16 protein-coding genes are annotated in these 17,553 nt (G+C 58.8%); 8 read left to right on the top strand and 8 right to left on the bottom strand.

What is annotated here, in order from left to right; all coding sequences use genetic code 11:
- Positions 1–35: 35 nt before the first annotated feature.
- From ACIQWS_RS17200 to ACIQWS_RS17175, 6 genes are all read right to left on the bottom strand, one after another.
- A complete protein-coding gene (locus ACIQWS_RS17200; protein ID WP_403181898.1) occupies positions 36–1,058 on the bottom strand; it encodes a LacI family DNA-binding transcriptional regulator in 1,023 nt (340 codons plus the stop codon).
- Positions 1,059–1,243: 185 nt separating this feature from the next.
- Entirely contained in the window at positions 1,244–1,741 is a 498-nt protein-coding gene (locus tag ACIQWS_RS17195) for a GAF domain-containing protein (protein ID WP_403181894.1), read from the bottom strand.
- A gap of 168 nt (positions 1,742–1,909) precedes the next feature.
- Positions 1,910–3,082 carry an ABC transporter permease gene (locus ACIQWS_RS17190; RefSeq protein WP_403181891.1) on the bottom strand — a complete coding sequence of 391 codons (1,173 nt, stop codon included), beginning with the start codon at positions 3,080–3,082 and terminating at the stop codon, positions 1,910–1,912.
- A 194-nt stretch (positions 3,083–3,276) separates the two neighbouring features.
- Positions 3,277–4,296: an ABC transporter substrate-binding protein gene (locus tag ACIQWS_RS17185; RefSeq protein WP_403181886.1), complete on the bottom strand. Its 1,020-nt coding sequence runs from the start codon at positions 4,294–4,296 to the stop codon at positions 3,277–3,279.
- A 43-nt stretch (positions 4,297–4,339) separates the two neighbouring features.
- Positions 4,340–5,206, bottom strand: a complete 867-nt coding sequence (locus tag ACIQWS_RS17180; protein WP_223614693.1) for an ABC transporter permease — start codon at positions 5,204–5,206, stop codon at positions 4,340–4,342.
- Positions 5,207–5,220: 14 nt separating this feature from the next.
- On the bottom strand, positions 5,221–5,997 hold the full coding sequence (locus tag ACIQWS_RS17175; RefSeq protein WP_105733316.1) for an ABC transporter ATP-binding protein: 777 nt from the start codon (positions 5,995–5,997) through the stop codon (positions 5,221–5,223).
- Between the two features lie 115 nt (positions 5,998–6,112).
- Between ACIQWS_RS17175 and ACIQWS_RS17170 the strand changes: the two genes are divergently transcribed.
- The 4 genes from ACIQWS_RS17170 to ACIQWS_RS17155 are packed head-to-tail and all read left to right on the top strand — an operon-like array spanning position 6,113 to position 9,665.
- Entirely contained in the window at positions 6,113–6,778 is a 666-nt protein-coding gene (locus ACIQWS_RS17170; RefSeq protein WP_403181881.1) for a response regulator transcription factor, read from the top strand.
- A complete protein-coding gene (locus tag ACIQWS_RS17165; protein ID WP_403181876.1) occupies positions 6,765–8,156 on the top strand; it encodes a sensor histidine kinase in 1,392 nt (463 codons plus the stop codon). Before ACIQWS_RS17170 ends, ACIQWS_RS17165 begins: the two co-directional genes overlap by 14 nt.
- An 18-nt stretch (positions 8,157–8,174) precedes the next feature.
- Positions 8,175–8,711 carry a DUF1003 domain-containing protein gene (locus ACIQWS_RS17160; protein ID WP_403181872.1) on the top strand — a complete coding sequence of 179 codons (537 nt, stop codon included), beginning with the start codon at positions 8,175–8,177 and terminating at the stop codon, positions 8,709–8,711.
- 18 nt (positions 8,712–8,729) lie between these two features.
- A complete protein-coding gene (locus ACIQWS_RS17155; protein WP_403181870.1) occupies positions 8,730–9,665 on the top strand; it encodes an alpha/beta hydrolase in 936 nt (311 codons plus the stop codon).
- 22 nt (positions 9,666–9,687) lie between these two features.
- Here the strand turns inward: ACIQWS_RS17155 and ACIQWS_RS17150 are convergent, their stop codons facing one another.
- Together ACIQWS_RS17150 and ACIQWS_RS17145 are read right to left on the bottom strand one after the other, a co-directional pair.
- The gene (locus tag ACIQWS_RS17150; RefSeq protein ID WP_403181866.1) at positions 9,688–11,988 is read right to left on the bottom strand and encodes an FdhF/YdeP family oxidoreductase; all 2,301 of its coding nucleotides are present in this window, start codon (positions 11,986–11,988) and stop codon (positions 9,688–9,690) included.
- A gap of 260 nt (positions 11,989–12,248) precedes the next feature.
- The gene (locus ACIQWS_RS17145) at positions 12,249–12,767 is read right to left on the bottom strand and encodes a DUF992 domain-containing protein (protein WP_105733844.1); all 519 of its coding nucleotides are present in this window, start codon (positions 12,765–12,767) and stop codon (positions 12,249–12,251) included.
- A gap of 301 nt (positions 12,768–13,068) precedes the next feature.
- On the opposite strand from ACIQWS_RS17145, the gene ACIQWS_RS17140 reads away from it, so the two are divergent.
- From ACIQWS_RS17140 to ACIQWS_RS17125, 4 genes are all read left to right on the top strand, one after another.
- On the top strand, positions 13,069–13,977 hold the full coding sequence (locus tag ACIQWS_RS17140) for a LysR family transcriptional regulator (protein ID WP_346305842.1): 909 nt from the start codon (positions 13,069–13,071) through the stop codon (positions 13,975–13,977).
- A gap of 184 nt (positions 13,978–14,161) precedes the next feature.
- Positions 14,162–15,106, top strand: a complete 945-nt coding sequence (locus ACIQWS_RS17135; protein WP_403181858.1) for an ABC transporter permease — start codon at positions 14,162–14,164, stop codon at positions 15,104–15,106.
- Complete coding sequence (locus ACIQWS_RS17130) at positions 15,103–15,921, top strand: ABC transporter permease (protein WP_223614683.1); 819 nt, start codon at positions 15,103–15,105, stop codon at positions 15,919–15,921. The genes ACIQWS_RS17135 and ACIQWS_RS17130 overlap by 4 nt, the downstream gene beginning before the upstream one ends.
- Positions 15,918–17,549 carry an ABC transporter ATP-binding protein gene (locus tag ACIQWS_RS17125; RefSeq protein WP_403181856.1) on the top strand — a complete coding sequence of 544 codons (1,632 nt, stop codon included), beginning with the start codon at positions 15,918–15,920 and terminating at the stop codon, positions 17,547–17,549. Before ACIQWS_RS17130 ends, ACIQWS_RS17125 begins: the two co-directional genes overlap by 4 nt.
- Positions 17,550–17,553: the final 4 nt, after the last annotated feature.

Below are 17,553 nucleotides of genomic sequence, written 5' to 3'. Positions count from 1 at the left end.
TCATCCTCTGTTGGTTTTCTTACCGTTACGTCTTGTTATTTCGCCGGCGGGGCAACGGAGTTCCGCACGACGATTTCGACTGGCAGCAGTTCTTCCGAAGCGGAAGGTTTCCACTCCTGCCAATTTGTTTCCAGAAGCAGTTCGAGCGCCCGGCGCCCGAGTTGCCGGACCGGCTGACGAATGACGGTCAGCGGCGGTGCAAAGAGATGCAGCGGCCCGACATCATCGAAACCGATGATCGAAACATCGTCGGGAACCGACACATTCCGGTCCTTGAAGACTTCGATCAGGCCGATGGCGATTTCATCGGAGCTGGCAAAGATGGCCGTTGCCGCGTGCTGCTCTTCCAGATAGCGAACGGCGGCTTTGCGCCCGTAATCGATGGTGTATTCACCGGCGTAACGATCAACCTTCGCCGCATCGCCATGCTGTTCGCGCAGCGCGCGCATCAGGCCATCGAAACGGCGGCGCGCGCTGATCATGCGCTCGTCGCCGCCGATGAACAGAACATGGCTGTGCCCCTGTTGCGCCAGATGAAGACCGGCGAGATAACCGCCATGATCATTGTCGCAGAAGAGCTTCGGCGCTTTCGAACCCGGAACGTCTTCGTCGACGATGATGACCTTGCCCGAACGGTTGATAAGGCCTGCGAGCGCACCGTCATCCGGGTGGTTGGTGATGAAGATCAGCCCGTCGACATGATTGCGTTCGATCAGCTGCAGGTATTCGATTTCGCGCCCTGCCCGGTTGAGCGTCGCATGCAGCGAGACCGCCAGCTTGCGCTCGTCGGCCGCTTGCTCGACAGCGGCGACCAGGGTTGAAAAGAACGGGTTGGCAATTTCAGGAACAACCAGGCCGATGGTGTCCGAACGACCCATGCTCAAACGCCGCGCATGCGGATTGGGTATGTAGTTCAGCGATTTGATTGCATCTTCGATGCGTTTCTTGGTGTGATATGGCAGATCAAGACTGCCATTGACCAGGCGCGATACTGTCGTAACCGACACGCCAGCTGCGGCGGCAACATCTTTCAGACTGGGCGTCGTCTTCTTGATCACAAGCGCTTTCCCCATTGTAAAGCGGTTTAGTAAATCGCTTTACAAGACAAACGCACTTCATGGTTCTTGTCAACTGGGATTCAGAATCGACAGAATAATCCTGTGAGATTCCGTGTCGGAGCCGATCCGAAAATCAGAAAATATGGAATTTTAACAAGGTGTTGGGTAACGCGAAAATTTATCGCTCAATCGTCCCAATTGCATGCGGCAACATAGATTGCGGCGAGTTTTTCCATGCCGAACTGATCGATGCTGTCAAACCGGCCGGGTATCGGACTGTCCAGATCGAGAACACCCAGAATGCGTCCCTCATGGAAAAGCGGCACGACAAGCTCCGAACGGGATGCGGCATCACAGGCAATATGTCCGGGAAAGGCGTGGACATCCTCGACGAGAATCGAGGTTCCCTGCGCAACAGCCGTTCCGCAGACGCCATTGCCAACGGCGATACGCACGCAGGCCGGCTTGCCCTGAAAGGGGCCGACAACGAGTTCGTCTTCGGAATAAAGGAAATAGAAGCCGGCCCAATTGAGATCGGGCACCATCTGGAAGATCAGCGCCGAGGTGTTGGCGGCATTGGCGATGGCATCGTTTTCATCAGCGAGAAGGCCGCTCAACTGAGCGCAGAGTTCGCGATAAAACTCGGTCTTGTCAGTGTGATTCATCGTCTTTGCCGCAAACATCGGACGCGTATCCTTTTCGTGCCTATCGTCGTGGCTGCCATCGGCCGCCTCACCTCGGAGAACGGCTATCGCAACAGAAATACAGCGCGAATCTCACCTGTGCAACCGCACGGCTGTGAAGACCTGCGCTTCCATGGCGAGCCAGGCACAAAGATGAATGGGCGGGTATCAGAAATTGATCGACGCGTAGAAGATGGCAAACACACCGTCGAGGACGATGACGATGAAGATCGACTTGACCACCGATGCCGTCACGCGCAGACCCAGCGACTCCGCGCTTCCGCCAACCTTCATCCCTTCAACCGCGGCGATGGTACCGATGATCATCGCCATGAAGGGAGCCTTGATCAGGCCCGCCAGGAAATACTGGACCGTGATCGCATCGCGCAGATTGGCGATATAGATGCCGGGTGATACGTCCGAATAAAGCCATAGCGCGACGGCCCCGCCCGCAAGCCCGGCAAAATCCGCAATAATCGTCAGAAGCGGCAGCGAAATACTCAGTGCGACCAGACGGGGAAACACCAGAACGCTGATCGGATTGAGACCGATGACGTGCAGCGCATCGACTTCCTCGCGCATCTTCATCGACCCGAGTTCTGCCGTGATGGCGCTCCCTGAGCGCCCCGCGATCATGATCGCGGTCAACAGGACGCCGGTCTCGCGCAGCACCAGCACGCCGACGAGATTCACCGCATAGGTCTCGGCACCATAGGTGCTGAGCATATAGGCGCCCTGCTGCGCAACGATGGCACCCATAATGAATGAAATCAGCACCACCACCGGGATTGCCCCGACGCCCAGCCGATCAATCTGGTGAAAGAAGGCCGGATACCGGATCGGGCTTCCCTTGCCGCCGCGCATCTGGGAACCGGTGACGACAGCACCCAGCACATGCATGGATTTGATAAAATCATCGCCGAAATTGACCACTGTCCGGCCAATTGTATCGAGAAACTGAATTCCAAGATTCGGCTTGTGCAGCGGCAGGTTTGTATCCGCCGGAGCAGATGCGGTTTTCCCGACGGCATCAAAAAGCGTTTCCCAGTGCTGCTTCAGCCCGCGTATCTCAACCTGTTTGCCGGCAGCTTCCAGGGCAACGCGCATACGGTCGACCACCCAGGCCCCTGCGGTATCCAATGCGTCGACGCCGGACAGATCGATGACAGCATTGGAAAAATCCTTCCTATGCTCGATCTTGCGCATTTGCGCATTCACACGGCCGACATAGCGGGTAATCCAGGAGCCTGCCAGGACAACCATTGCCTGATCATTTTCGGTGTTGAAGCTGACGTTGAGCGGCTGGCCGGACATGCCGTGTTCGTGTGTCGCATCAACCATGGCCGCAATACTTTCGCTTTGTGAAGTCGCTGCTTTATCCCCCGGCTGGTCGATTCTGGCAAGCAAAACTCAAAACAAGCGCCCTGCGGGCCATCACGCGCCCTCGCTCACCTGCAGCAAAAGCCGACTGCTATCGATGATAACAACCGGCTCTTGCTCGTCATGTCAGAATACCCGGGAATGGCAGCCTTCCCTTAACTCCCGCTGCGCGCGTGAAGTTGCGGGATAAACAGGTCCGTCCAGCTTGCGGGCTTGACCTTGATCGTACCGGCCAGATGCATGAACTCGGCAAACTGCATGACACCGTTCGGCGTCGTCGAGAACTGCGAATCCTTGTCATTGAGCATTTCAAGAACTTCCTCGACCGACACTTTCACCTTCGAACTCTTGGCGAAAATCTCGGCGGCAGCTTGCTTGTTGCCCGCGATGAAAGCGTTTGCTTCGTCCAGAGCCGCCAGGAAGGCTTCCGTGGTTTTCGGATTGGCGTCGACGAACTTCTTCGGCGCAAAAGTCACGTCCAGCGTGATATTGCCGATGACATCGACAGAATTGACAACCCGGTGCACCTTCGGGTCTTTCAACTCCAGATAGGAAAACGGTGGCGAGGTGAAGTGGGCGGTAATCTCGGTCTGACCGCTTGTCACCGCTGCCAGGGCTTCCGGATGCGGCAGGCTGACCGTCAACGGGTCGAGCTTCGCATAGTTCTCGCGTCCGAATTCGTGCGCTGCCATCATCTGCAGGACGACCGCCGACAGCGACGTCTTGATCCCCGGCAGGGCAATTTTATCCTTGGGTGTCAGATCCTTCAGCGTCTTGATCTCGGGATTGTTCGAATTCAGCCACAGCGATGTGGCGCTGAGACCGCTGATGCCGACAACTTCGACATTCGGAATGCCCTTGGCCTTGGCCCAGAGGGTGACAAAGCCCGGCGCCCCGGTTCCGGCAAAGTCGAGTGAACCGGCCATCATCGCATCATTGATGACATTGCCGCCATCGAGCATCAGCCATGTCACCTTGACATCACCCAGACCGGCTTTGGCAGCCTGCTTTTCCAGCAGCTTCTGGCTTTCCATGACGATCAGCGGCAGATAGAGAATGCCGTATCCCTTGGAAATCCGCACTTCGCTGACTTCGGCGCGGGCGGCACCCGTTGCACCCGCCAATCCAAGGCCGATGCCGAGCACGGCGGCACAGAGCTGTTTCATCATTTTCATTGTAGTCCTCCCTTTATACATACCGGTTCCCGGCGGTTCAAACTCAGGCCTGCATTCCCCAGCGGCGAATGGTTTTCTTTTCAATCGTGGCAAAGATCAGGTTCTCGACGGCAAGGCCGATCAAAATAACCGTGAACAAGCCTGCAAAGACGTTGGCGGTTTCCAGCTGGTTGCGGTTTTCGAAGATGAACCAGCCGAGGCCGCCGGAGCCGGACGATACGCCAAATACCAGTTCAGCGGCGATCAGCGTGCGCCATGCGAAGGCCCAGCCGACTTTCAACCCCGTCAGAATGGACGGAAAGGCGGCGGGTATCAGGATATGACGGACCAGCTTGAGGCCGCGCAGGCCGTAATTCAGGCCGACCATCCGCATCGTGTTGGAAACCGACCGGAAACCGGCATGGGTATTCAGGGCGATGGCCCAGAGTACCGAGTGCACCAGCACGAAGATCACGCTTCCCTGCCCCAGGCCGAACCAGATCAGCGCCAATGGCAGCAATGCAATGGCCGGGAGCGGATTGAACATGGAGGTCAGTGTTTCCAGCAGGTCGGCACCAATGCGCGACCCGATGGCGAGCGTGGTCAGGAGCGAGGCCAGCACGATGCCGATGCCATAGCCGATGAGCAGCGTTTTGATGGATGCCAGCGCCCTGGCCGGAATGGTTCCGTCGGCAATGTTGGAGCTGAAAGCCGCGAAGGTCTGAGAGAAGCTTGGAAACAGCAATGGATTGCCCAGCCAGCGCCCGTAAATCTCCCAGGCGGCAGCAAGAACGAACAGGATAAAGGCTTTTCGCACCGCACCGATGCGATAGATGCGTTCAAAGGCAGAGAGCGTCTTCTCGACCTGCAGGAAATCCTTCTTGCCGTCGCCGCGCACAATCTCCGGACGTGTGTAGAGAACTTCAGTCATCGAATCTTCCAATCTCAACTGGCGAACAACATGTCGTTGATGCGGGTTTCGAGCGCCGCCTGCGTACCGGTTCCAAGCTCGCTGGGCGGTATGCTGTTCAGCTCGGCCTTCACCTGGCCCGGATGGGGTGAAAGGAGCAGAATGCGCGTGCCGATGCGGATGGCCTCCTCGATGGAGTGGGTCACGAACAGGACGGTGAAATGCGTATCGTCCCAGAGTTGCAGCAATTCATCCTGCATCTTGCGGCGCGTCAGCGCGTCGAGCGCTGCAAAGGGCTCATCCATCAGAAGCACATCCGGCTCCATGGCCATGCCGCGCGCGATGGCCACACGCTGCTTCATGCCGCCGGACAGCATATGGGGGTAGCTGTCGATGAATTTGGTCAGACCAACCTTGTCGATGTAGCTGCGGGCGCGTTCACGCGCCTCTGCCGGCTTTGCCCGCCCGCTGGCGGTGAGGGCGAAGACGACATTTTCACCGACCGTCTTCCACGGCAGAAGCTGGTCGAACTCCTGAAAGACCATCATCCGGTCAGGGCCGGGTTCGGTGACTTCCTTGCCCTTGAGCGTGATCTGCCCTTCGGTCGGCGTGAGATAGCCGCCGATGGCCTTGAGCAAGGTCGACTTGCCACAGCCTGACGGCCCCAGAAGAACAAAGCGGTCGGATTGAAAAACCTGAAAATCGACGCGATGCGTGGCGGTCACCAGCGCATCTTCCGTCTTGTATTGCAGTGTGACGCCCTCGACGCTCAATAACGCGCCGCGAGCATCAAAGGACTGATGCAAAGTCATACTTCCTCCCAATGCGTCGTCTCTTTTGCGCAACGCCGTAACGTTGACAAAACTCCCACCTCGACTGTACTTGCGGTAACTGACACATACCTGACTCACGTTTCGGGGACACGATTTGCGCATTCTTGTCGTGGAAGACATGCCCGATATCGCCAAGGCGATTGCCCAGCGCTTTGAAAAAATCGGCCATGCCGTTGATTGCGAAACCGATGGCCGGACCGCCAGCGAAGTGCTGCGGGTGCAGGATTACGATCTCATCATCCTCGACATGATGCTGCCCGGCGCCGATGGTTTCGAGATTCTCAAAGGGCTGCGCGGCCGCAAGGACAAGACGCCCGTTCTGGTCCTGACCGCACGATCGGCGGTCGATGACCGCGTCGACGTCCTTGATCTCGGTGCCGACGATTATCTGACCAAGCCGTTCGATTTTCGCGAGCTGGAAGCACGCGCCCGCGCACTGCTGCGCCGGAGCGCCGGCATGTCCGACAATGCCCTGCGCTTCGGGGACCTCGTCATCGACCGGGCCGGGCGCACGGCGAGCGTTGCCGATACCGCTCTTGATCTGACCCGGCGTGAATTGATTGTTCTCGAGATTCTGGCGGCACGGCCCAAGCGCTTCGTCTCCAAGGAAGAACTGGTGGAGCAGCTTTTCAACTTCGACCAGGAACCGAGCGCCAATGCCGTCGAGCAATATGTGACGCGGCTGCGGCGCAAGCTGGCGGATACTTCGATCGAAATTCGCACCTCGCGTGGGCTGGGCTATCAACTTGCAAGCAAATGATATCCGCTACTCCCTGCACATCCGGATCATCGTCTTCATTGCGCTCATTCTCGGCGTCGGTGCGGTCGTCCTTGCTCTTGCCGCCTGGCAATATGCCGGCATTGCCGCGCGTGATGCCTATGACAAGCTTTTGATTGGCGGGACAATACAGGTTGCGGAAAACGTCTACATGCAGGGCGGGGTTGTAACCCTTGACCCGCCAGCGGCCGCATTTGCGACCCTGTCGGCCTATGATCTGGTCTTTTACCGGGTGACCGATCCGCGCGGCGTCGTTGTCGCCGGTTATGGTGATCTCGCGCCGAAAATTTCGTCGGAAAACATCCGCAAAGGCGTGGTCCTTGCCGACGACAACTATCAGGGGCAGCCGGTCCGCGTTGCGGCGATCGGCAAGCAGATTGACACCGGCTCCGGCACTGGCTGGGTGGAAATCGTCGTGGCGCAAACCCTGCGGGCGCGGGAATCCCTCGCCTGGGATCTTGCCGGCAAGGCTGTCGGCATGATCGCGATCATGAGCCTTCTTGCCCTGATCGCCGGCGCCATTTCCGTGCGTATTGCTTTGAAACCGCTGACGCGTATCGAACGGGAAATCGCAGCGCGCAAGCCCGACGATCTGCGCGCCATACGCGTTACGCCGCCCTATGAAATCCGGGCATTGGTCAGCGTCCTTGATGACTTCATGCGCCGGCTTGCCGATCGCATAGCGCTGATGCAGCGTTTTATCGCCGATGCCGCCCATCAGATGCGCACGCCTTTGGCCGAACTCAATGCACAGGTGGAAATCCTGTCGAACGATGCCGACCCAAAACTGCAGGATCAGATTGAGAAACTCGGCGCAAAGGTGAACGCGCTCGGCAATCTCACCGGCCAGCTTCTCGACCACGCCATGGTCATTCATCGTGCCGGCACCGTTGGCTTCACAACGATCGATCTGAATGCATTGGCGAAAACCACGCTGGCTCAGGCCGTCCCGTTGTCACTGGAACGGGAAGTGACCATCGCCTTCTTACCCTGCCCGGCAGAGCTGCATATCCAGGGCGATATGATCAGCATCCGCGAGGCGCTGACCAATCTGATCCAGAATGCCCTGATCCATGGCGCATCAACGCGCCTTTCAGTTGAGCTCGGCCGCGATGAAAGCAAGGCATGGATCAACGTGATTGACGACGGCCCTGGCATTTCGAGCACAGAACAGGCACGGCTGCTTGAACCCTTCGAAGTCGGGTCCGGTCCCGCACCCGGTTCCGGCCTGGGGCTGGCGATTGCGGCGGAGGTTGCCAAGGCGCATGGCGGGGAACTCACCTTCCCCGCCGTCGAAAACGGTTTCTGCGTGCAACTGACGTTGCCTGCACAGCGTTTGTTAGGCAGTGTCACCTCATGAGCCATAAGGAACGACGCGATGACACACACGGACACTGAACACAGAGGCCTTTGGGAAACCGAACGGGCGTTGCTGCATCATTTGCGAACGGTCCGCCGCCGGGACAGGGGCCTCAAGCCGGAAAAACCCGGCGACGGGCTGACCAGCGGCCAGAGAATTGCCGATCAGGTGGCTGCGACGATGGGCTCATGGAGTTTCATCATCATCCAGACCACGATCCTGTTCTTCTGGATCGTATTGAACGTCACCGCCTATATCCAGCATTGGGACCCCTACCCGTTCATTCTCCTCAATCTTGCGCTCTCCTTTCAGGCGGCCTATGCGGCGCCCTTCATCATGATGAGCCAGAACCGGCAGCAGGATATCGACCGGAAAGAAGCCGAGCATGATTACCGCATCAACATCAAAGCCGAGCTGGAAATCGAATTGCTGCACGAGAAGATGGAGCTGCTTCACCAGAAGATCGATCTTCTGAAGGACAAGGAAGTTCTGGCTTTGACGGAGTCGATCCAGAGGCTTTGCGACCAGGGCCAGACACCAAAGGCTCAAAGGTAAATCGCAGGGAAGCAAATGATGGTGACCCGTCGAACGGTATTGGCTGCACTTGGTATCGCCGCATACCCGGCAAAACTCTTTGCCAGCACAGCCGACGCGGTCATTCCGCTCTGGCCCGCAACGCCGCCCGGCGGTGGCGGTCCGGCAGGACCGATCAATGTCAGCGCCAAAGGGGCGGTCAGCAATATCGCAGCCCCGTCGATGGAGGTTTTCCAGCCGGCAAAGCCGAATGGCGCAGCGGTTCTCGTAGCAGCGGGCGGCGGCTACAAACGCATCGAAATGAAGAAGGAGGCTCTTTCGGCAGCCCGCTGGCTGACCGACCGGGGTTTTACCGTCTTCACCCTGACCTACAGGCTGCCCGGAGAAGGATGGAATGCCGGTCCGCTGGCGCCGTTGCAGGATGCGCAACGTGCTTTGCGCTTGATCCGCCAGAACGCCAGCCGCTTCGAGATCGATCCGGAACGCCTTGGCGTGCTCGGGTTTTCTGCCGGCGGGCATCTGCTTGGAATGGCTTCCGTCCGCTCGGCTTTCCCTTCCTATGAGCGGATCGATGCGACGGACGGCCTGTCTGCCCGGCCGTCGTTTTCTGCGCTGATCTATCCCATCATTACGCTGGAGCCGCCCTATGACCACACCTCGACACGGCGCATCCTGATTGGCACGCATCCAAGCCCGGAACGGAGTGCGGACTGGTCGGTTCAAACCCATGTTCGCAGCGGGTGCCCTCCCATGTTCCTTGTTCAGGCGCAGGATGATCCCATTTCCGACCCGGCAAATACCCGCATCATGGCAGATGCCTGCAAGCGGGCGGGTGTACCCGTGGAACTGCACCAACTGGCCAGCGGCGGTCACGGTTTCGGCATGGGCGAAAAGGATATGCCGACCGGCGTGTGGCCGGACTATTTTTCTGCCTGGCTGACAGCTGTCGCCTCAGCGGCGTCCACGCGCCGCTGACGTATCGCCCCCTGCCCGTCGATCACGCGGCGCGGGTGATCCGGATGGGAATCGATTTGAAAGACGGCGTTCCCGACTGCTGGTCATAGTGGGACAGGGCGACCAGCGTGTTCAGTTCGGGATAGTACCCGGCGGCTGAGCCCCGGGGAATATTATACGCCACGGCGGTCAACCGCTTGACCCGGCGCGGCCGGTCATCAGGATCGGCGTGATCGCGCGCTGCTTCAACATCGAGCGTATCACCATCGGCCAAGCCGCGTTCGGCCAGGTCCTTGGCATTCAGAAAAATCACATCCCGCCGCCCGAACACGCCACGATACCGGTCATCCATGCCATAGATCGTCGTGTTGTACTGGTCATGGCTGCGGATTGTCGTCAGCGTCAGTACATTGGGTTCCAGAACGCGCGGATCCTCGCTCAAGCCTTTCGCCACCAGGAAACAGGCTTTCTGGTTCGATGTTTTCCATTCGCGATGCGAGGCGGGTACGCTCAGGCGAAACCCGCCCGGCTCCCGGATACGCGCATTGAAATCCTTGAAGTCAGGGAAAACAACTTCAATCTTGTCGCGGATCCGGCTGTAATCCGCGACCATGGCGTCCCATTCGATGCCGTAACGGTCACCCAAAGTCGCCTTTGCCATACCCGCGATGATAGCGGGTTCCGACCGCAGATCGCCGCTGGGCGGATTGAGAAAACCGCGCGAGGCATGCACCATCGACATGGAATCTTCAACGGTCACGGATTGCCGGCCTGTGGCCTGAACATCGGCGTCGGTGCGCCCGAGAACGGGCAGGACGATGGTGGTCTTGGCCGTCAGCAGATGCGAACGGTTGAACTTGGTCGTCAGATGCACGGCAAGATCAAGTTTGCGCATCCCTGCAAACGTTGCATCGGGATCAGACATGGCGACAGCCAGATTCCCGCCGAGACAGACAAGCGCCTTGGACCTGCCGTCGATGATTGCCTCTATCGCTTCGATGGCATTGTGCCCCTTGGCGGCGGAAGGCCGGAAACCGAACGCCCGCTCCATGCCGTCGATGAGGGCGGCATTGGGAATTTCGGTAATGCCGACAGTACGGTCGCCCTGCACGTTGGAATGACCGCGCAAAGGGCATATGCCTGCGCCTTCCCGGCCGATATTGCCGCGCAGCATCAGGAAGTTGGCAATCTGCTGAACGTTTGCCGTGCCATTCCGGTGCTGGGTGATGCCCATGCCGTAGCAAAGGATGACGTTCTTCGATTTTGCATAGACATCGCCCGCACTTTCGATCGCGCTGCGGGTAAGGCCCGACATGAGTTCGATATCTTCCCAGCGCGTTGCGTCGATATCCTCTCTCAGAGCTTCGATGCCTGACGTATGGTCGGCAATAAAATCGCGGTCGAGGATTCCCTTTCCACCGCGCTCCAGATCGCGCCGGTCAAGCTCGAAAACCCTTTTCATCATGCCCTTGAGCACCGCGACGTCGCCGCCAATGCGAACCTGATGATAAGCCGACGCAATATCCGTCGAACCAAGCGTGGCCATTTCGACCGGGCTTTGCGGCGAGGCAAAGCGTTCGAGCGCCCGCTCCTTCAGCGGGTTGAAAACAATGATGGGCGCGCCGCGCCGCGCCACATCGCGCAAGGTCGCCATCATGCGCGGATGGTTGGTGCCGGGATTGTGGCCGAAGCTGAAGATGGCGTCGGCATGATCGAAGTCTTCCAGGGTTACGGTTCCCTTGCCGACGCCGATCGAGTGCGGCAGGCCCACGCTTGTCGCTTCGTGGCACATGTTCGAGCAGTCGGGAAAATTATTGGTCCCATAGGCCCTCACGAACAGCTGGAACAGGAACGCGGCCTCGTTCGAGGCTCTGCCGGAGGTATAAAACTCGGCCATGTTGGGATCAGGCAGAGCGTTCAATTCCGCTCCGATAAGCGCGAAAGCCCTGTCCCACTCAATGGGCACATAGGTGTCAGCCGCCGCATCGTAAATCAGCGGGTCGGTCAAGCGCCCCTCATCTTCCAGATCATGATCCGACCAGTTCCACAATTCTGAAACCGTATGCGATGCAAAGAAGGTGGGCCCGATACGCTTGGCGGTTGATTCCCAGGTGACGGCCTTTGCACCGTTTTCGCAGAATTCGAAAGAAGAGGTGTGTTTCGGGTCCGGCCAGGCACAACCGGGACAATCAAACCCATCCGGCTGGTTGGCTTTCAGCAGGGTCGCCGCTCCCTGGGCAACAATCTGCTGCCGGGCAAGACTCTCTGCCACCGCCTTCAATGCACCCCAACCGCCTGCCGGTGCATTGTAGCGTTCAATACCCTCCGGTCTCTTCCTGGGCATGTCGTACTCCTTGGAACCTGGTCAACGATGGACAGATCGGCCACGTGTCATTGTAACAGATAAGTGCGATGCCGCATGCTGTTCTTCCGATGATACGACGCCTTCCCGCGCGAAACCGGAAAACGCCGGAATTTCATGATGGGCACCACCGAACAGCTTTCAGCGGCTCCCCAAACGGAAATGGGCACCGCCGAAACCTGTTCGGCGGTGCCCACTCCAATGCAACCCTCGCACCGCGGCGCGAGGAAAACCAGCCGGTCTTAGTTGGCCGAGGCAAGCGTCATCGACGTGCCGGTGGCAGCAATGTTCAGACCGATCTGGCCCGTGACGCTGATTGCCTGCAGGTGAACGGAGCCTGCAGTACCGCCGAACAGCACATTGGTGCCGATACCGGCGCCGAGTGTGGCTTCCGCTGTTGCACCGCGATAAACGCCGCTCAGCGAACCCTGGTGATAACCAGCAGTCGGTGCAAACACAGCCCAGACGAGGCGGCTGCGTGTTGTAAACCCGAGATCGACACCCAGCTTCTTGATCGCGCCGGTATAATGATCCGAACGCTCACGGCCGACTGTGGAACGGAAGACACAATCGACTTCCTTGGCCGAACCAAGCACGTAGCCGACGCCGCCATCGATATCGCAGGTGAGATAGCCGATCCTCACGCCGTTGCGCGCGTCTGGCTCCTGGTAGGTCGCCGGCATATCGGCTGCAACAGCGACCGTTGCACCAGCAATTGCCAACGACGTGGTCGCAAGTGCCATAGCAAGTGTCTTCTTCATCATACTCTCCTTCTCAAATTGTGACCGGTGCACCGCAATCGATCCTCCAGCCCACAAATTCAGCAACAGGTTACAGAAGGTATCGCAGGGCGATCTCATTCGATATACCTGAAGCAACACATGTGAAGGCGTGCCGGAATGCGCAAGTGACAGACCATTCACAATTCGCCTCCCAATGGGACATTTTGAAGGCACGTGACGGATTGTTTACGCAAAATTAACAGTTTAGCTTCGACGGGGCTCGGCCTATTCCATCGAATCGAGACACAATCGCCCTGTCCATGAGATCTGTGAGAACCCAATGAATGTCCGGCAGCTCGAAGTTCTGCGCACCCTACTCGTTACCGGCTCCACAATTGCAACGGCGCGGGCCATGGGCCTGAGCCAGTCTGGCGTCAGCCGCCTGCTGCAACAGCTCGAAGCCAACCTGTCGATGCAGCTGTTTGCACGGGACAAAGGCCGGCTGATCCCGACACCGGAGGCGGAAAAACTCGCCTATGACGCCGAACTCGTCCTTGCCGGAATAGACCGCTTCACCAACCTTGCGCAGGATCTGCGCAGCGGGGCCGTCGGGCCGGAATCAGTGCGCATCGCACTGCCCAACAGCCTTGCCGACCAGTTTACCCCGGATCTTCTCGCGGATTTCGACAGGGATTTTCCGCGGGTACGCATAGAAACGTTCTTCGACACGTCGGGCGCCATCACCCGCCTGATCGAACAGCGCATCGTGGATTTCGGTTTCCTGCGCTATGAAGGACAGCAGAGCACCAGCGTCGAGCTTGAGGTGGTCGTGAGCGGCCGAAAGGTGTGCGTCATTCCCGCCGATCATCCCCTCGCCGCCCTGGACATCGTCACACCCAGGGATTTACGCAATATTCCGTTGATTCTGACCGGCCGCAACAGGCCCACCCGCATGAAACTCGATGAGATTTTTCGCCAGGCCGGCGTGTCGCAGACCGTCAAGATTGAAACGCACAGCAACAATTCTGCCTTTTCCTATGCCGCGCATGGGCTTGGGATAGCCATCATCAGCAGCTTCTTCGCGCACCTGACCAAGGATACAAGGATCGTCATACGGCCCTTCGATCCGCCGCTCACGCAGAGTTTCGGCCTTGCCAAGGCGGCTGGCGTTCCGCTGTCCATCGCTGCCGAAGCGCTCAGCAGGCGGATGAAGCAAAGGCTTCTCAACGTCGAGGGCCCGCAAAGCTGAACAGATGGCTTTCCGCCGGACATGGGTGCGCACATACCTGTCACGCAAGTACCCGCTTGCATAGCACTATGACATTTACTCATAATATTGCGCATGGTTTTCACATATGCTCATAGTCCGGCACACAATGGCCAGATGACTGCGGGGAACTTCCGCGCAGCCAAAAGAGCAGAATGGGAACCACGTGATCAAATTTATACTCGGCCGAATGCTGATGGCTGTGCCCACGATTGTCATCGTGGCAGTGGCAGTGTTCACCCTTATCCGCCTCATCCCGGGCGATCCGGCAGCTCTGATGCTTGGGGATATTGCCGAACCGCAGCAGATCGCCACCCTGCGTTCCACGCTGGGGCTCGACCAGAGCATTCCGGTGCAGTTCATGATCTGGGTGGGGCATTTGTTCAACGGCGACTTCGGCAAGTCCATCGTTACCGGTGAGCCCGTCCTGCACCTCGTGCTCTCACGTTTTTTCATCAGCGCGCAAATCGTTGTTCTGGCGGTTCTGATTGCAAGCGTGATCGCCGTCCCGGCTGGTGTTATCGCGGCATGGAAACAGAACAGCCTCACCGATCTCGCGCTGGTCGGCACGGCAACGGTTCTCCTGTCCATTCCCACATTCTGGCTCGGACTGCTGCTGCTGCTTTTCTTCGGGCTGAAACTCGGCTGGGTGCCGGTGCTCGGCTACGTCTCGGTGACGACGAACTGGAAGGCCGGGCTTATCTACATGGCCCTGCCGGTTGCCACCCTCTTTATCCACGAGATGGGTGTGATCATCCGCATGGCCCGCGCATCCACGCTGGAAGTCCTGCGCCTTGATTACATCACCCATGCCCGTGCCAAAGGCCTGTCGGAACAGGCAGTTCTGTGGCGTCACGCCTTCAAGAACGCCTTTGGTCCGACCTGGACCATGATCGGCCTGATTCTTGGCAATCTGCTCGGCGGTATTGCCGTTATCGAAACGGTTTTCTCCATACCGGGCCTCGGCCGCCTGCTCGTCGACAGTATTTTCCAGCGCGACTATCCCGTTATTCAGGGCTGTCTCCTGCTGGTTGCGGTTGCCTATGTCCTGGTCAACCTCGTCGTGGATCTTCTCTATCCACTCTTTGATCCACGGGTGGTGGCGGAATGAAAAAGCTTACATTCAACGGGGTGATCGGTGGCACCATCATCACCCTCCTCTTTATCGTCGCGGCCATCGGCATGCTCTGGACGCCGTTCGATCCGATGAAGCTCAGTTTTTCCGCGCGTCTGGCCGCACCGAGTGCAGCGCATCTTCTCGGCACCGACGAGTTCGGACGGGATGTCCTGAGCCGGCTGATGGTCGGGGCACAGGCCAGTGTCTGGATCGGCTTTGCCACAGTCTGTTTTGCTGTGTTCTTCGGCACCCTTATCGGCCTGATCAGCGGTTATGCACGCGGCTGGGTCGACGGCGTCATCATGGCGTTCAACAATGCCCTGCTGGCCTTTCCCGGTATTCTTCTCGCCCTCGGACTGCTCGCGGTTTTCGGCGCCAACCAGTACGGCATCATCTTCGCACTTGGGATCGCCTATACCCCGTCGATGGCGCGTATCGTGCGCGGTGCTGTCCTTTCCCTGCGCGAACGGGAATTCATCGAAGCCTCCAAGGTCATGGGCAACAGCGAAATCTATACGATTCTCCGCCACATCCTGCCCAATTGCCTGGCACCGATTACGGTTCTGGGGACATCCATGTTCGGCTGGGCGATCCTTTCGGAAAGTGCGCTGAGCTTCCTCGGCCTTGGCGTTCCGCCACCCGCACCCACCTGGGGCAACATGCTTGCCGCCGGCCGGCCGTTCATCGAACAGGCAGCCTGGCTCGGCTTCTTTCCCGGTCTTTGCATCGCGCTGACCCTTCTCGGTATCAACCTGCTTGGGGATGCCCTGCGTGACAAGCTCGATCCCCGCATGAGAGGTTTGAAATGAGCAATCAAAACGCGCTTCTCAGCGTTCGCGGGCTGACACTCGAAGTCATCCACAATGGCGGCGCCGTCGTCAAAGATGTCAGCTTCGATGTCTCCCCCGGAGAGATCGTCGGTATTGTCGGCGAATCCGGGTCGGGCAAGACGCTGGCGACACGGTCGATCATCGGACTGATTGCGCCGGGCATCCGGCATGCCAGCGGTTCGATCGTTTACAAGGGTCAGGATACGCTTCAGGCCAGCGACCGCACGCTGCGGCGTTTGCGTGGCGGCGAAATCGGCGTCGTCTTTCAGGAACCGATGACCTCCCTCAATCCGTCGATGACCATTGGCCGCCAGTTGGAAGAAGGGCTCGTTCTCCACACCAAACAGACACCCGAGATGCGCCGGACCAACATCCTGCACATGCTGACCCGCGTCGGCCTGAAGGACCCGGCCGGTGCATTGACTGCCTATCCGCACGAATTTTCCGGCGGTATGCGCCAGCGCATCATGCTGGCCTCGGTCATGCTCCTGAAACCGGCGCTGCTGATTGCCGACGAGCCGACAACCGCGCTGGATGCCGTCGTGCAGCGCGATGTCATGGAACTGATGGTGGAACTGACCAAGGAGCAAGGGACCGCCGTCCTGCTGATCAGCCATGACCTGCCGATGGTTGCCCGCTACACCCATCGTTTTGTCGTGATGGAACGGGGTGTGGTGGTCGAACAGGGGACGACGGAAGAAATCCTCTCAAGACCGAAGCATCCCTATACGCGCAAGCTGCTGTCCTCCCTGCCGTTCCGCGGTGACGTGCGTGTCATCGACACGAGCGTCAGCCCGATCGTTTCAGCGCGCGACATCGTGGTTGATTATGCCGGGCGCAAAAGCCTGTTCAAGAAAGGCATTGCCAAACGCGCCCTTCATGGCATCAGCATCGATATCCATCCCGGCGAGGTGGTGGCTTTGGTCGGCGGCTCGGGCTCGGGGAAGACCACACTCGGCCGTACCATCGCCGGACTGGTCAAGGAAACCAGCGGCGAAATCCTGTTCCATGGCAAGCGCCGTGACAACGACTGGTTCAACTACCGCATGAACTGCCAGATGGTTTTTCAGGATCCCTATTCGTCGCTCGACCCGCGCATGACCATCATGGCACTTGTCGAGGAAGCGTTGCGGCTTATCCCCGACCTGACGGCGGCGGAAAAAAAGCAGCGTGCTGCCGAGACACTCGAAGAGGTCGGCCTCGGCAAGGCTTTTGCCGACCGCTATCCGCACCAGCTTTCCGGCGGTCAGCGCCAGCGCGTTGCCATCGCCCGGGCGATCGCGCGCCGACCCAAATTCCTCATCGCCGACGAACCGGTATCGGCCCTGGACGTGACGGTGCGCGCGCAGGTTCTCGACCTCTTTTCAAACCTGCAGAAGCGTTATGGCTTTTCCTGCCTCTTCATCAGCCACGATCTCGGCGTCGTCGAGCAGATCGCCGACCGGGTGATCGTCATGCAGGATGGCCGGATCATCGAGCAGGGCGACCGGAACGCAATCTTCGATACCCCGAGGGAAGCCTATACGCGCAAACTGCTTTCAGCCATTCCCGCACTGGATCTCAACGACAATGGCGGCGTCAAACTCAAATGGCGGCTGGACGCCTGAACCT

It is taken from the genome of Phyllobacterium sp. NPDC097923, from assembly GCF_044760925.1.
Lineage (GTDB): Bacteria > Pseudomonadota > Alphaproteobacteria > Rhizobiales > Rhizobiaceae > Phyllobacterium > Phyllobacterium calauticae.
This window is presented reverse-complemented; position numbering and strand designations above follow the sequence as displayed.

Coding starts and splice junctions, on each gene's coding strand:
- ACIQWS_RS17195 (WP_403181894.1), bottom strand. CDS start 1,741: ATGTTTGCGGCAAAGACGATGAATCACACTGACAAGACCGAGTTTTAT.
- ACIQWS_RS17190 (WP_403181891.1), bottom strand. CDS start 3,082: ATGGTTGATGCGACACACGAACACGGCATGTCCGGCCAGCCGCTCAAC.
- ACIQWS_RS17185 (WP_403181886.1), bottom strand. CDS start 4,296: ATGAAAATGATGAAACAGCTCTGTGCCGCCGTGCTCGGCATCGGCCTT.
- ACIQWS_RS17180 (WP_223614693.1), bottom strand. CDS start 5,206: ATGACTGAAGTTCTCTACACACGTCCGGAGATTGTGCGCGGCGACGGC.
- ACIQWS_RS17175 (WP_105733316.1), bottom strand. CDS start 5,997: ATGACTTTGCATCAGTCCTTTGATGCTCGCGGCGCGTTATTGAGCGTC.
- ACIQWS_RS17160 (WP_403181872.1), top strand. CDS start 8,175: ATGACACACACGGACACTGAACACAGAGGCCTTTGGGAAACCGAACGG.
- ACIQWS_RS17155 (WP_403181870.1), top strand. CDS start 8,730: ATGGTGACCCGTCGAACGGTATTGGCTGCACTTGGTATCGCCGCATAC.
- ACIQWS_RS17150 (WP_403181866.1), bottom strand. CDS start 11,988: ATGCCCAGGAAGAGACCGGAGGGTATTGAACGCTACAATGCACCGGCA.
- ACIQWS_RS17145 (WP_105733844.1), bottom strand. CDS start 12,767: ATGAAGAAGACACTTGCTATGGCACTTGCGACCACGTCGTTGGCAATT.
- ACIQWS_RS17140 (WP_346305842.1), top strand. CDS start 13,069: ATGAATGTCCGGCAGCTCGAAGTTCTGCGCACCCTACTCGTTACCGGC.
- ACIQWS_RS17130 (WP_223614683.1), top strand. CDS start 15,103: ATGAAAAAGCTTACATTCAACGGGGTGATCGGTGGCACCATCATCACC.
- ACIQWS_RS17125 (WP_403181856.1), top strand. CDS start 15,918: ATGAGCAATCAAAACGCGCTTCTCAGCGTTCGCGGGCTGACACTCGAA.